The organism is Clostridium sp. AM43-3BH, assembly GCF_003479985.1.
Classification (GTDB): Bacteria; Bacillota; Clostridia; order Lachnospirales; family Lachnospiraceae; genus Otoolea; species Otoolea fessa.
Map to the genome: position 1 here is coordinate 146927 of NZ_QUIH01000006.1, position 13806 is coordinate 160732.

The 13806-nt window shown below is 43.1% G+C and carries 14 protein-coding genes; all 14 read right to left on the bottom strand.

Translation table 11 applies throughout. The annotated features are described in order from the left end of the window. A partial coding sequence (locus tag DW931_RS10935) for a hypothetical protein (protein WP_243036941.1) occupies positions 1-463 on the bottom strand: 463 nt, incomplete at its 3' end. Positions 464-543: 80 nt separating this feature from the next. After that, entirely contained in the window at positions 544-2805 is a 2262-nt protein-coding gene (locus DW931_RS10940; protein ID WP_007884642.1) for a glycoside hydrolase domain-containing protein, read from the bottom strand. Between the two features lie 170 nt (positions 2806-2975). Next, positions 2976-4667 carry a lysozyme family protein gene (locus DW931_RS10945; RefSeq protein WP_118626974.1) on the bottom strand — a complete coding sequence of 564 codons (1692 nt, stop codon included), beginning with the start codon at positions 4665-4667 and terminating at the stop codon, positions 2976-2978. Between the two features lie 29 nt (positions 4668-4696). Next, positions 4697-5044, bottom strand: a complete 348-nt coding sequence (locus DW931_RS10950) for a hypothetical protein (RefSeq protein ID WP_242999577.1) — start codon at positions 5042-5044, stop codon at positions 4697-4699. After that, the gene (locus DW931_RS10955) at positions 5044-7380 is read right to left on the bottom strand and encodes a VirB4-like conjugal transfer ATPase, CD1110 family (RefSeq protein ID WP_117739211.1); all 2337 of its coding nucleotides are present in this window, start codon (positions 7378-7380) and stop codon (positions 5044-5046) included. The genes DW931_RS10950 and DW931_RS10955 overlap by 1 nt, the downstream gene beginning before the upstream one ends. After that, positions 7367-7807: a PrgI family protein gene (locus DW931_RS10960; protein WP_117739212.1), complete on the bottom strand. Its 441-nt coding sequence runs from the start codon at positions 7805-7807 to the stop codon at positions 7367-7369. Before DW931_RS10960 ends, DW931_RS10955 begins: the two co-directional genes overlap by 14 nt. Before the next feature lie 3 nt (positions 7808-7810). Next, positions 7811-8242: a DUF4313 domain-containing protein gene (locus tag DW931_RS10965; RefSeq protein WP_117739214.1), complete on the bottom strand. Its 432-nt coding sequence runs from the start codon at positions 8240-8242 to the stop codon at positions 7811-7813. Positions 8243-8246: 4 nt separating this feature from the next. Then, positions 8247-9089 carry a hypothetical protein gene (locus tag DW931_RS10970; RefSeq protein WP_173689660.1) on the bottom strand — a complete coding sequence of 281 codons (843 nt, stop codon included), beginning with the start codon at positions 9087-9089 and terminating at the stop codon, positions 8247-8249. Positions 9090-9174: 85 nt separating this feature from the next. Then, a complete protein-coding gene (locus DW931_RS10975) occupies positions 9175-9492 on the bottom strand; it encodes a glutamyl-tRNA amidotransferase (protein WP_117739280.1) in 318 nt (105 codons plus the stop codon). An 88-nt stretch (positions 9493-9580) separates the two neighbouring features. After that, the gene (locus tag DW931_RS10980) at positions 9581-11305 is read right to left on the bottom strand and encodes a VirD4-like conjugal transfer protein, CD1115 family (RefSeq protein WP_242999589.1); all 1725 of its coding nucleotides are present in this window, start codon (positions 11303-11305) and stop codon (positions 9581-9583) included. Positions 11306-11328: 23 nt separating this feature from the next. Then, entirely contained in the window at positions 11329-11583 is a 255-nt protein-coding gene (locus DW931_RS10985; RefSeq protein ID WP_243036942.1) for a DUF4314 domain-containing protein, read from the bottom strand. Positions 11584-11623: 40 nt separating this feature from the next. Beyond that, positions 11624-11935 (bottom strand): hypothetical protein, encoded by a 312-nt coding sequence (locus tag DW931_RS10990; protein ID WP_117468885.1) that lies wholly within the window; start codon positions 11933-11935, stop codon positions 11624-11626. Positions 11936-12017: 82 nt separating this feature from the next. After that, complete coding sequence (locus tag DW931_RS10995; RefSeq protein ID WP_181977198.1) at positions 12018-12992, bottom strand: ArdC family protein; 975 nt, start codon at positions 12990-12992, stop codon at positions 12018-12020. Between the two features lie 5 nt (positions 12993-12997). Continuing rightward, positions 12998-13804: a PcfB family protein gene (locus tag DW931_RS11000; protein WP_117468888.1), complete on the bottom strand. Its 807-nt coding sequence runs from the start codon at positions 13802-13804 to the stop codon at positions 12998-13000. Positions 13805-13806: the final 2 nt, after the last annotated feature.

A 13806-nucleotide genomic window follows, 5' to 3' on the forward strand; every position in this document is an offset into this window, starting at 1 on the left:
CATCCGACTCCATATCTGTCGTTTTAAATATAAATATTTTCTTTTCATTTGTTATGAAAAAAAAGAAGTTTTTATATAAGAACATTCTATCAATATTTTTAAATTCATAAATTTGATCTTCATCTATTTTAATTGCGTTTTCATCGATATCCACCGTTTCATATCCTGATCTACCCCAGACAAATTCATGAACATTTTTTTCAAAATTTTTACCAATCATTTGATACCAAATAATCCAAGCCACACAAGCCACACAAGTTCCAATCCCTATTCCAAACATCAAATAACTTTCCGACAGATAACAATTAATCGACAGTAAAAATTCTACAGGTGTAAAAATATAGATAATCATTCTACTTTTCTGTCTTGTTTTAAATAATTGATTAGGAATTATAAACCCAAGCGAAAGCATTCTTTCTAATTCTTCCCTATCCTCATCTGACACAATTGATTTAATATGCATTCTTCTTAATCCCCCTTTTGCCAGAGGTCCTCTTTATAAAATCGAACCTCTGGCCATTGTCTCTTTTATTCTTTTACAATTTACAGCGCTTGAATCAACAAACCAAAAACAGTACCTGCTCCAGCTGAAAATAAAGCAATAATTGACGGAATTGCATTTACAACTAATGCACCCGCAAGAACTAATATTACGGCTCCTGCCAGTATATTACTATGCTCTTTTGTGAATTCTACAACATTAAATTCAAGACCACTATTAGAATTTAATGTCATTGTAAAAATCAAAGCAACCGATATTGTCCACTCTTTTTCCTCTTCTGGCAGCAAATCTGATGTACTAAATACAATGGAAAACTCTACACTATTGGCAAAAACATTATTTATTTCAAAAGCAATATTACCAGATTTAACCGATAAAGCAATTTTTTCTATCGTATTTCCAAAGTTATCTGCTCCCTCTATACCTGTATCTGATAAATTTGATGAAATCTCCATAATTTGATTTTTGCAAGTTTGTGTCAATTCTCCATCATTTCCTATATCCACTTTTATATTATAAATTTTACCAGTTGAACTTTCAAGCGATGTGGATATTTTAGTAGAAATATCAATTGCTCCTTGAGGACTCATCATTGTTCCCAGTGAAATTTCCTTATCATACTCCACACCCACATCCATAATTTTATTCAGATAACCAAGCGGCTCCATTACATTATAGACATATTGATTTCGTGCTATTTTTACCTTTGCCCGAAGATTTTCTTGCGCTATTTCCTCATCTGTTTTTGTCGATACGGCATCGAACTTTTTAAATCCAGTATCTCTCCCTGAATATGCATCTTTATCCAGTGGGAACGAAGGTGATGAAGAAAATGAGTTCAACTCACAAAATTGATCAAATGCCCAGTTCTTCGGCATCGAATATCCCAAATTACAGCTAAATCCAGTTGACATATCTGCCACAAATGATTTACTTGCCAATCCTGCTTCATAAACTTTAGTACATACATATCTTGGTGCATAAATGCCGACTTTATAATTTTTATCATTTGTCGAACTGAAAAAGATCATGTGAATCTGTTCAAAATAAGGTATAATAAATGTATCAATCTGATATGAATAACAATCAAAATCCACTGCAAAGTATATAGTCGTTCCACTTGGTATACCGATTCTCTCGGCTGCTAAAATTGCTGTCTGTGCATCAACACTTCCCTGGGACGGATCCTTAAAATAGTTTAATTCATATCCTCCATCCTGATATATCGGGAATACCGATAATCCTGCATTTTCAATGTTTTTCACTTCTGTTGATGTCAAATATTTCGGTGTATGTTCTTTTCCAACAGAACCTGTCAGATAACGTCCTACATGAGTATACCCTGCATTTTTTATATCTAATGCCTGTTGTTTATTTAATACTGTTGCACAGTCACACGCTTTTGCTGCCCTGTTTGTATCGCCTTTACTCGTAAGCAATGATTTCATAGTAGAAACATTTACTTTTCCTTTTGTTACAAGTCCAATTCCTGTCAGACCATAAAACTCCTGAAATTCTGACACCTTTGACTCTGTAGTCGAATCAAACACGCCATCGAATCTTCCCGGATTATATCCGTTAAAATATAGTCCGTATTGAGCAATCTTATTAAATGGAACATATTTCGTCGAGTTCTGTCCGTTCTGTAATGTACCCGGAAACGCATTTGTTGTTGCATCGCCAAAATTAACTGAATTCAAATCTGTAATTAATTCAGTTGTAACTCCTTCAGCCGCCTGCAATGCACCAACTAAAGACAAAATTGTCTGTCTTGAGGCAATTCCATCACAAGGTCCAACACCAATAACATCTGACCAGTCACTATTTAATTGCTGTTGAATAAGAACAATATTGGAATCCCCACCAGAAACCTTTGTAAACCAGTTTAGGGATAACAATCCAGACCAAACTTTCCAATCAATTTTGCCCGTAACTTCCAGTCCTGCATTTTCCTGCATCTTTTTAACTGCATTTACTCCTGATGTATAATAAATTCCAGTAATTCCTCCAGCAGCATATCCTTTGCAAAACAGAGCACACTGAATCAAGCATACATTAACCTGCGGAGTATCATTCGGATCCATTTTTGTAATAATGGCTAACTTCTTCATGGTATTAATAGTAAGTGGTCCAACCGTTCCTGTAATCGTTGAGATTCCATTCTGAATCTGAAATGCACGAATGATTCCCTGCATCACGGCTGTTCCGGTCTTTCCATCTTCATCCAGTTTTACCCAATCCTTATGTCCACCAAACATCGCATTTAAATATTTTTGTGCTGCTTTTACATTCTGATCACTCATATTCACTACCTCCTAATTCAAGTCAATTATAAAGATTTCTAACTCTTTATATGTCTATCACTAAAAGTTACAATAACAATTTATCAATCAACTGTGCCTATTTTGTGACTATTTTCCAAAGAATTCATTAACTCCCTTATAAAATCCTTAACAAATTATGAAAGAAACCATCAATTTATCACCCCATATCCCATTATAGAACTGTAATCTACTGCATAATTTCTCTGCCGTACCTGATCACTGGAATTTCCCTCAATCGTGTAAACTCTTCCACCTTCACACTTTTCTACTATTCCTACATGATCCGATGTTCCATCATGATCCCAGTCAAAAAAGATGATCATTCCAGCTGTCGGAGTTGTTCCGCCACTCTGCCACTTATTCTTTCCCTGAAACCAGGACACTCCATCACTGCACAATGAGAATTTAGGAACATTCCCACTTGCAATCAGACCGCTCTGATCCGCACACCAGCTTACAAAACAGGCACACCATTCTACCCGACTGTCAAATCCGTACCAGCTCCAGAACTTCTGACCGCCACTGTTTCCAAGCTGCCCCATTGCAACCGACACAATCTGCTGATTACCAAACAAACCAGCAAACAGGCTGCCACCGGAATAATACCGCATCACATGGGGAACGTATTGGGGATCTCCGTAACTGCTCCATCCATGCGAAGCTGCCTGTTCCTGTGAAAACTGCAATGCATTGGCTTCTGTATAACCGCCTCTTTGCAATGCCCATCCTATGTAGCCATTTCCATAGTTATATCCCTGCCATGCAAGTTTCAGCTTGTCCAGATCCTGTGGACTGCTGCATCCTGCCTGTCTGATACAGTCTGCAAAGGTCTGTACTCCAACCTCTATCGAATAATCCGGATCAGTAATAGAACCAGGAGTGTGTGGGAATCTTGTATTATATGGACTTTCCGAACACTGCATCGGGTCTGTTCCCCTGCCTCCAGATTCCTGCATCATGATGGCCTGTATCGCAGACACATATTCCGGAATGCCGTATTGGGATGCATACTGCTGTATCACAGAAGTATACGCAAGCACTTCTTCACTTAGGGATTCGGAGCTTTCCGAATTACTGCTGAAAGCTGCTCCTGCAATGATTCCCACAATCAGAATAAATACCAGAAGAAATGCACTACCTCCGGCAGCAATCCATTTTCCCATTTTTTCAAGAGCTACTACCCCTTTTTGAATCGCTGCTGTAATTCCCTGTACGGATAACTTTGAACCCTTTCCAGTTACCTGAAGGACTGCTTTTCCACTTTCTGCCGATGCCTGTGCTGACTTTCTTGCCATCTGGGCTGCTCTTGCTTTCTGCATCGCCTGAAGACTTTTTTCCATCTGCTGTTTCTGCATGGATGCCTGTGTCTTTATTTTCTCCTGAGACAGCCCGGATACTTTTACCACTCTCGGTGCTGCTTTTACCTGTCGTTTACTGTTCTCCTTGGCAAGTGCTGTCTGTTCCGGTTTCACCTTAATTAATGTCTTTCCGCTTTCTGCCCCCTGCTCCATTGCTTCTTCGGCAGCTTTCACTTCTTTCTGTCTGCTTTTTCTTTCCTTTATCTTCCGATAAGTCACTCCGGCAAGTTTTTTTCCACCTTGATATGTTCTTTTCCCTACCGTTTTTCCTGCCACACTCGCCGCCCTGTACTGTACAGATTCTATTTTTTCAGCACCATACTGTGTCAGGGATTCTGATTGGTTGCCAGTTTTTCCCGGTAGTTCCCTTGGCTTTTCTTTTGCCTCCAGTACCGTCTGGCGAACCAGCTCTTTCGGAAGCCGGGCAGCCGGATTACGAATCTTCGGATTCTTATCCCTTACCCGTTCCTTGATATCTCTCATCCGGTCACCCTCTTTCCGTATCTTTTATCTCATCGGGCTGTGTCCCTGTGTTTCTTCTTTTCCTGCTGTTTCTGTAACTGTTCTACTTTTCGGATGGCTTCATTTACTAGTGGATGCTCATTGTAGTATGGCACAAGCTCCAACAATTCCCTGTCTTTCGCAGATAGTGGCAACGGATATTCCAGATCCGAGTAAAAAGAGTCTGGATCATGGATGGAAAATTCAATTGCCGGACACATATTGGCAGATGTTCTACAATACTTCTGGTACTTTTTATATGCCTCTTCCAGCGTTTTGCATTTTGTATATTCTCCAAAGTCATGGAACTCCCCACACTCTGCAGCATAAAAAGTGATCGTTACTTCTTCTTTCTTCATTATGATTCTCCCGGTTTCGTTGTCATTAATTTATAAAGTTCTGTATTCTTTGGAAACGTATTCTCAAATGGTACGATATTTCCAGAGCAACGGATTAGGCCACTACCAACCGATACATTTGTAATATAAGACAGTTGGTTTTCGGAAATATTCAAAAGAGCTGCCAGTTCTTCCCTGTCTGTACTTGCCTGATTCAACAGGATCAGGAATTCACTGTTGGCGAGCATAAGTCTTGCAGTGTCCGATTTCAGAAGTTCCTCAACATTTTGGGTTAAACCTGTCACGAATCCATTGTATTTTCTGATTCTCTTGTACAGTCGGTAGAAGAAATTTGCACTGTATTCATAACGGAATAACAGATAAAACTCATCCGCAAAAATCCATGTGGTTTTCCCTTCTTTCCAGTTCTGGATCACCCGGTTGAAAATGCTGTCTAAGGTAACCAGCATTCCAAGCGGCATCAGCTGTTCCCCTAGTTCCCGGATATCATAATCCATGATCCGATTCTTCTTGTTCACATTGGTCGGCTGTGCAAAGGTGTTCAGGCTTCCATTAATAAAAAGTTCGGATGATAATGCCAGTCCTCTTGCCTCTTCTTCCGGCTGTAACATCAGCTGTCGGTACATATCTTTCAATGTCGGAACTTCTCCGGTATAACCACTTCGGATATAATCCCGGTACACATCTGCAGCACAGCGGTCCAGAATCGACTTTTCTTTTGCCGACAGATTTCCTGCTCCAACCAACTGCTCGAACACAGACAGGATAAACTCCGATTTTTCAATCAGTGGATTCTTTTCATTGCCGTAGGCTGCGTCCATATCCATTGCATTCAGATGATTGTCTGATGTCGCAGATACTTTTACAACCTGTCCGCCCAGAGCCTCTACTAATTTTGTAAATTCGGACTCCGGATCAAGAATCAGGATATCGTCATCGGTACTCAATGCCAGATGCACAATCTCTTCTTTTGCCGAAAAGCTCTTTCCTGACCCACTGACGCCCAACCGGAAACTGTTTCCATTCATCAGTTTCTTCCGGTCGGCTACCAGAAGGTTCTTGCTAACTGCATTCTGCCCATAATAGATACCGCCCGGCTGCAGAATTTCCTGTGTATGGAACGGAATTAAAACAGCCGTAGATTCCGTTGTCAGTGTACGCAGCGCATTAATCTTTCGCAGTCCGTAAGGAAGCACTGTATTGAGTCCGTCCACTTGCTGCCACTTTAATGTTGCCATCTGGCACAGATGCTTTCTTGCGATTGACAGAATCAGTTCCGTATCGGAATCCAGTTGCTTTTTGCTGTCTGCCAGATGTACCATTGTCAAAATCCCGAACATCATACGCTGGTCTCTGGTTGTCAGATCATCGAGCATTTCCTTGGTTTCTTTTCTCTGAAGTTCCATATCGTATGGTACGATTGCCGAGAAGTTATTATTAGCGTTCTGCCTTCTCTGCCAGTTGGTCACGTTAGTTTCCACACCAAGCAGTCGGTTCTGGATTTCCCTTACCGCTTCATCCGTAGGGACTGGCAGGATGTCAATCGACAACATCAGATTCCGGCTGAAGTCACACAACTCCGAGATCATGTCATCTTTCACATAACTGGCATAGTCCTGCATATACAGAACCCTTCCGTACCTGTCCCCGATCCGGAAATGGTCCCGTTCAAACTCCATTGAGTCTGGGCACATCCAGTCTTTGAAGCTTGTCCCCTTCTTGGCAAATTGTTTCAGGTCAAAAGGAAACGCCTGTGGGACATCTCCTTTGAAAAAGTCCCGGAAGATCTGAAGCCGGCTTTCTGCATCCAGTCCTTCTGCTGTGGATGACAGCTTTGCCAGATGTGTCACGATGTCTGTTCCGATTCGTGCAAAGTAGGTTCTCGCTTCGTCAATGGATTTTTTATGCACACTGACAGTCAGATACCGTTCCTGATAGATGCTGTTATTCGTTCCTGTAATCTTAGACAGGAGCATTTCGTTGTATTCTTCCCGATAGTGGTCCAGTCCATCTTCCTTCATTGGAAGCAGAATAGACTTTTCGAATTCTTCTTTATTGATTCTCCGGTTATTAATGGTAATTTTGGCAGAAATGCCGGAATCCAGTGAGTTTAAGAGTTCCGAATAATCCAGAAACATCTCGGTCTTATTGTCTTTACTCGCAATGTAATAATTGATATCGGTAAAACGAAATGTTTTCGAAAACTTCGTTCCCTGTTGAAAGATTCCATCCGGCCAGATCCGCTGGATAGGAATCGCCTGTTGAACGGATCTTGGAACTTTGAACCGTTCCTTGTCCATCCGCAGTGCCTGACTTAAGGTTTTAATCAAGGGCATCACTCCTTCCCTTTTGTTTCTTTCCCTGTTTTACTTCTGCTTTCCGTTCCCGTTCTTTTAAGATTTCTGCTCCATCCTTTTGGTTCTTTTCTCCCAGCGAGATGGTCTCCTGCATACAGGAATGGTAGAGATCTTCCGACTGAAACACCAGTTTTTTCGGATACAGAAGTTCTGATTTGATTACTGCCCACAAAAACTGCTCGGCCGTCATCCCATGATATTTGAAGAACCCACAGGCAGCAAACGGAGCCGCCCCGATCACACACAGCCATCCGGTGACTTCCTGCCCGGTAATGTCACGCATCCCAAAGTAGATCCCGATTGCTGTAAGGATGGCAAGAACCGAACACATGCATTGCCGCAGGTCCAGTCCCATAAACATGGATTCCTGATAGTCCCGGATTTCTTTATTCATCTTGACTTCCATAACTTATCGCTCCTTTCCTCTGTTTTGCTTTTTCACTTTCTTTGGTTTCTCTCTTGGCAGTTCGATTCCCATCATTTTGCAATGTTCTGCAACGCCCTCCGGATCAAATTCTGCAAGCCTTGCAAGGTCAAATGCCACTTTCTGATAGGTTCCATATCCAGACTTTGCTGTTTCATCTAATACTTTGCCAAGCTTATGCGCCTTAATAAAACGAATCATATCTTTGGTAAAGTCTCCGGTTATATATGCTTCATTTGGCTCTAAAAAGGAAAATGGTAAGTTGATCGTTACATCTCCAAAATCTTCCCATTCTCCCTCTTCCCTGTGGCAAAGTCCTACATATAAATTCCCATTATTCCTGTAAGAGCTTACTCGAATCGCTACTTCCTCATGTCCATATTCCCAGTCGTATCCTAACGTCTTATTTGTATCCATCTTCTTAACCTCCAAGTCCCATCATTTCTCTTACGATTCGGTCAGATGCCTTGATTGCTCCGACCAGAACCAGTAAATTAAATACCAGTTCCCCTACATAGTTCCACACGATTGTAACTGCACTCAGCCCTGTATCCCCCACTGCCGGAGGGCTTGCGGCATAGGCGGAATAGATGATACATGCCAGTGCAATGATCGCCCCTTCCAGACACACACCCACATAAGAACGGAGAAAGTTCTTTCCGATGGATTGTGTAGGTTCTCCTGCAAAAGAGGAGATCGGGATCGGGGCGATTGCGGTATACATATAGATCTTGAACATCCTGCCATACACCGTCAGGATCATGACAAACGACAGTACTGTGATCAGCAGACTGCCAAGCAGTGTCACGATCCATAACGGGATAGATTCCAGCATTCCCACACTTTCAATCTTATCTACGATCTCTGTCGGCAGTTCGGTCACGCTTCCTGCCATGCCGGAACCACTCATTACCGTGGTCACAATTCCCTGCACAATCGAAAACAGCGCCTGCATCAGCTCCATCCCATAGGTGATTGCCCCCTGCGCCAGTGCAAACCGGATAAATGCTTTTAATACGTGTTCTGGTTTCTTAATATCCGTAAAACTCCCACAGGTTTTTATGATCCCGGCTGCGAAAAACAGCACCAGCAGTCCATAAGCGATGGCTGTCAGTGCATCATTGATATTGGTCATAATGCGCCAGATGCCGCCGCCTTTAAAAGTTGCCGGATTTTCGGTAAGCAGCGTCCACAGTTCTGCCATCTTTTCACTCCATGTGGATAGTGCCGAGTTCAGATTCTGTACAATCCAGTTATCACTCAAAAATTCTCACCTCCTAGAAAATGGTTTTGAATACAGGAGCACCTTCCGGTACTCCTGCGGTTTCCTTCTATCTTTTTTCAGAGGCTTACGCCATGATCAGGTCCAGGATCTCTTTGGCGAACGTAATGATCACGCCTCCGGCCAGTGTCAGAAATCCATTTGCCCTCTGGCTTGGATCATGGCTTTTTAAGGACAGTCCTACCTGCACCACTCCAAATCCAAGCAGGATCAAGCCGATGGCACGGATCAGTGAGAAGATGAATGTAGACAGGTTATTGATCACCGACAGCGGATCTCCGGCTGCAAACACCGTGGTTGTCCCTACGGTTGCAATAAGAACCAGTGTCATATAAAACCCCATCCATTTCTTCTGCTTTCTCCCCATCGGCATCGGGGGTGTCATTTTTTCCGTTGCATTCTTTTTCGTTCTATTTTTTTCTCCTGCGAGAAGTTTCTTCAATACACATCACTCCAATCCATAAGAAAAACTGCTATTCACCAAGGATGTCCTCGGTAGAGAGCAGTTCATAATCGTCTAATCTGTTAATGTCAATGTTTAAATCGTCGTGAGCCAGTGGTGTTTTCGCATAGTCATAAGGCGATGCACCACCGTCCTCTGTGTATCTGAAATTCACATGCTTTTTTAAATCATATTTATCGTCCATGATCGGACGTTCCCCACGAATAAACAAAATCGCTTTGCGATTATCTAAAAGCCGTATTTCATCCGGTGTTAAAAGTTCCCTTCCAGTCTGCTGATAATTCACCGAATAGCTGCCGCTACGCCCTTTTGTCTGTCCGTAGGTATTGGTATCCAATGTCTCTTTTCCCAATAATTCCGAGACATACTTATGTCCTTCTTTTTCATTTCCACCCAGATATAAAAATTCATCGCAGTTGCCGATCAGACTCTCATACGAGTCTTTAAACAAGGCTTTCATCTGTGCAATGTTCTGGATGATGATACTGCAGGAAATCCCTCTGGAACGCATGGTTGCCAGAATTTTGTCAAAGTCATCCGGCAATGCTACGTTTGGCCATTCGTCCATAATGCAGTGTACCGGAATCGGAAGCCTTCCTCCATACTTCCGGTCTGCCACATAATACAGTGTTTGAAACAGATTGCTGTAAATCATGCCGACCAGATAATTCATACTGGTGTCCGCATCTGGAATACAGCAAAACAGTGCCACTTTTTTCTCCCCGATACTGTATAAGTCCAGTTCGTCTGTACAGGTCAGATTGGCGATCTGTTTCAGATTGAACGCTGCCAGACGGACACCAACAGAAATCAAAATCGACTTCGCAGTCTTGCCGGCCGCCTGCTTGTAAATCGCATACTGCTTGACCGCAATACTCTCTGGGTCCCGCATTTCCAGTCTCTCAAACAAAATATCCAGTGGGGACTGGTAATCCTCATCATCTTCTTTTACCTGTGCACTGCCAAGCATTTCCATGATCATCGGGAAGTTCTGTTCTTCCGGTGGTGCCTCATGCAGCAAATACAGCATAAGTGCCTGTAAAAGTGCAGTCTCGGACTTTTCCCAGAACGGGTCTGAACTCTGCGCTCCCTTCGGTGTTGTGTTGCGGATCAGGTTATTGATCAGCTTCAGTACATCCTTATCATCCCGGACATACGCAAACGGGTTATAACACCAAGAAGTCTCCGGATTGATTAAATCAAAAACCCGGACTTCGTATCCATTCCGTTCCAGAACACCTCCGGTTTTACGCAAAAGTTCTGCCTTGGGATCAGTAATCACCATCGAACAGTTGCACTGCATGATATTTGGGATTGCATACGTCCGGCTCTTTCCTGCCCCGGAACCTCCGACTACCAGCACATTTAGATTTCGTTTGTGCTTATAACCGTCCAGCCCCATGCGGAAATGCTGTGTTAAAAGCAGATTCTGGGTGTACTGTTTTTCGCAGTAACGTCTGCAGATTTCGGACACATTGCCCCATTTTGCGGAGCCATGTTCCACACCTCTTCTATAATTTCTTTTTTGGGATTCATAAATACCAATGCCTAAGAAATAGGCTGCTGTGAATATCAGAATACATTGGAACGTATACGGTGTATACGTGATAAAAAACGGCTGTTCGAGTTTTTCGCTCAGCGTTTCTAAGATTTGAATAAAATTCTTATCCGGTGTAATAGCACAGGCAGTGATCGCTGCCGCCCACCAGACAAATGGCAGAAAGACAAGATACAGAACCCAGTCCTGCTTTTTTGTACTTATCTCTGCAAGTCAGATTCTCTTTTCTTGCGTGGCTTTTCTTCTGGATGTCCCTGTCCTTCTTTCTTATGAAAGGAATCCACTCCCGGTATCAGTGAGAGACTTCTGCCGTTGTCCCACTTAACACCGAGCTGGCCTGCATCATCCACATACTGCACAGTTCCTTCCAGTCCCTGCGGCATACCCGCTTCTCCGTCCATCGCATCCAGACAGATTCTTGTTCCTGCCGGATACTGTTCTCTAAGTCTTGCCACTTTTTCTCTTGAATAAATGACCAATCAACCACTCCTTTCTCTACCAGAACATGTGCCTGCTAGTATTCGGTTTTGCAACCTGAATAATAACTTTATCTATTCCATCACTGTATCTTCCGGCTGCAAGATATTTACTTCTGAGTCTGTTCAGTGCCTTACGGATCTGCCTTTGTTCCCCGGCTGTAATCTGCAGTCGTTTCTGGGCGAGGTCGTATTCACTTACTTTTTTCAGAAGAGCTTTCGTTTCTTCCAAACATTCATCCTGCTCACTCTGTGTCTGCAGCTCATCATTCAGTGCCACCACGAACATATTTTTCATAATGTTATCCATCTTCAAATAGTATTTTGTCATCTGGCTGACCTCCTTTTTTATTACACCAACCATATCACAAGACCTCAGTAATAGCTACTCCAACCGTCCAACTTTTTCACTTTTATCGTTCCGGCTGGCTCTTTGTTTTTTTCTCTTTCCCGGACGGCTTTTCTGTTTTGGATTCCGGTGTTTTGATCGGATCTGCAATGGCAAATTCATCGGTTGTAAACTCCTGTTCCTTCGCCCCGAAATTACGCTCCACATGGTTTCGGATGGTGTAAGAAGCCTGACGGATATCATTTAAGAAGTTTCGAAGTTCCTGCGGATCTTTCTTTCCATATTCCTGCATCTGTGCAATACGCTCCAGATTGAATCCGGATACATCGATCCCATAACGTCTGGCTATCACATAGGCTGTACAATACGCCTGTGCATTCACTTTTTGTCTGCTGTAAGTTCCGGTATGCTGGTCCATCGCTGCACATGCCAGTTCCCGGTTCAGTGCATGGAAGGTCGTCACTTCACTCATCCCATTTCGGATAAAGACAGTCCGGTATCTGGAATTGTACTGTGCCTGAATTCCTTCCGGCAGGGTATCTTCAATCTGCACACGTACCGGCTGATCTTTTAAGACCGCCTCGATCAGTTCCGGCAGAGTTCGCTGTGGTCGTTCTTCCAATGGTTTCCCGGTCATCTGGCTGATATCAAATCCTTTTCCAATCGTATATCCCCTTCTGGTTTCCCCATCCTTTTCATATTCGGTGGAGATCATATAAGTCATGCCATGCTCCCCGGCTCTGACCGAACGGTGTTCTTCCCTCCAGCGTTCATAAGACCTTACCACTTTGGAATCCGGCCTCTGTCCATAGATCAAAAGTAGATTCGGGGTACGCTGGGTATTGCACTCTGCCATAAAATCGAGAAATCCCTTTAGTTTTTCTCCCTTCTGGAACACGTCCTGTGCCTGTGCATCTACCTCGGCCCATACTTCTTCCCTTTCCTGCTGTTTCTTAGCTGCATATTCTTCCTTTGTCAGCTTCTGTTCCGGAACCTGTGTTTCTTCTGTTCCATTTGAAATCATATTTGTTAAATCCATTTTCATTACCTGCCTTTCGTTTTCATGTTCTTACGTTTCTTCCGTCTCTCTCTGGCATTTTTCCGTCTGTCCGGCCGTTTACGTTTCTCTTCCTGCTCCTTGCGGATATCTCCGAGTTCTTTCCGCACAGATGGTTTTTCATTTTTTTCTTCCCAGCTAGTTTCCCGACCGGAAGAAGTATTTCTGTTGCGCGAGAAAGGTTCGGATGGATTCTTTACTTCCCCCTCCTGCGCCTGTGTAAAATTTCCTTCTGGGAAAACTTCATCTCCAATCTGAAACATTTCTTCCGCATCGTCCAGTTCAAATTCTATCTTGCCTTCCGGCAGGACAACGGTCTCTGTCCGTACATTCTCCCCGGATGCTTGTTCCATCTGGTTCTCTGCCTGTTCCGGTGCAGTCTCTTTTTCTACTGTTTCTGTAACCATAGAGCCTGATTCTGCTTTTACAAAGTCCAGATTCATACGGTCTAATACCCGGTTCATCTTTGCTGCGTCATCGGCAAATACCATCACTTCTGTCTGGTCCGGATTCACCTTATCCTTGATGACAACATATAAGATACCTCTCGCTTTGGCTTCTTTCGCAAACTCTTTCAGTCTGTCACCCGGTACTGTAAAAAATTTCATCGGACGCTGTTCTTTCAGCATTCTGGTAAGCCTCGTTTTTCCTCTTGTCTTTTTCTGGTCCTTTAAGGCGGCAGCAATAAAGACTGCCACATGCTTTGCTACATTCCCGGTGATCTTCAGCGAATACTCCATCCCTTCCAGACTGTACCGTACCACCTGATCTGCCGGTTCTGCTCCGTAATTCATAC

Bases quoted from the DNA above. Each gene is read 5' to 3' on its own strand.
- DW931_RS10940 (WP_007884642.1), bottom strand. From the start codon at position 2,805: ATGAGTGATCAGAATGTAAAAGCAGCACAAAAATATTTAAATGCGATG.
- DW931_RS10945 (WP_118626974.1), bottom strand. From the start codon at position 4,667: ATGAGAGATATCAAGGAACGGGTAAGGGATAAGAATCCGAAGATTCGT.
- DW931_RS10950 (WP_242999577.1), bottom strand. From the start codon at position 5,044: ATGAAGAAAGAAGAAGTAACGATCACTTTTTATGCTGCAGAGTGTGGG.
- DW931_RS10955 (WP_117739211.1), bottom strand. From the start codon at position 7,380: ATGCCCTTGATTAAAACCTTAAGTCAGGCACTGCGGATGGACAAGGAA.
- DW931_RS10960 (WP_117739212.1), bottom strand. From the start codon at position 7,807: ATGGAAGTCAAGATGAATAAAGAAATCCGGGACTATCAGGAATCCATG.
- DW931_RS10965 (WP_117739214.1), bottom strand. From the start codon at position 8,242: ATGGATACAAATAAGACGTTAGGATACGACTGGGAATATGGACATGAG.
- DW931_RS10975 (WP_117739280.1), bottom strand. From the start codon at position 9,492: ATGACACCCCCGATGCCGATGGGGAGAAAGCAGAAGAAATGGATGGGG.
- DW931_RS10990 (WP_117468885.1), bottom strand. From the start codon at position 11,935: ATGACAAAATACTATTTGAAGATGGATAACATTATGAAAAATATGTTC.
- DW931_RS10995 (WP_181977198.1), bottom strand. From the start codon at position 12,992: ATGGATTTAACAAATATGATTTCAAATGGAACAGAAGAAACACAGGTT.
- DW931_RS11000 (WP_117468888.1), bottom strand. From the start codon at position 13,804: ATGAATTACGGAGCAGAACCGGCAGATCAGGTGGTACGGTACAGTCTG.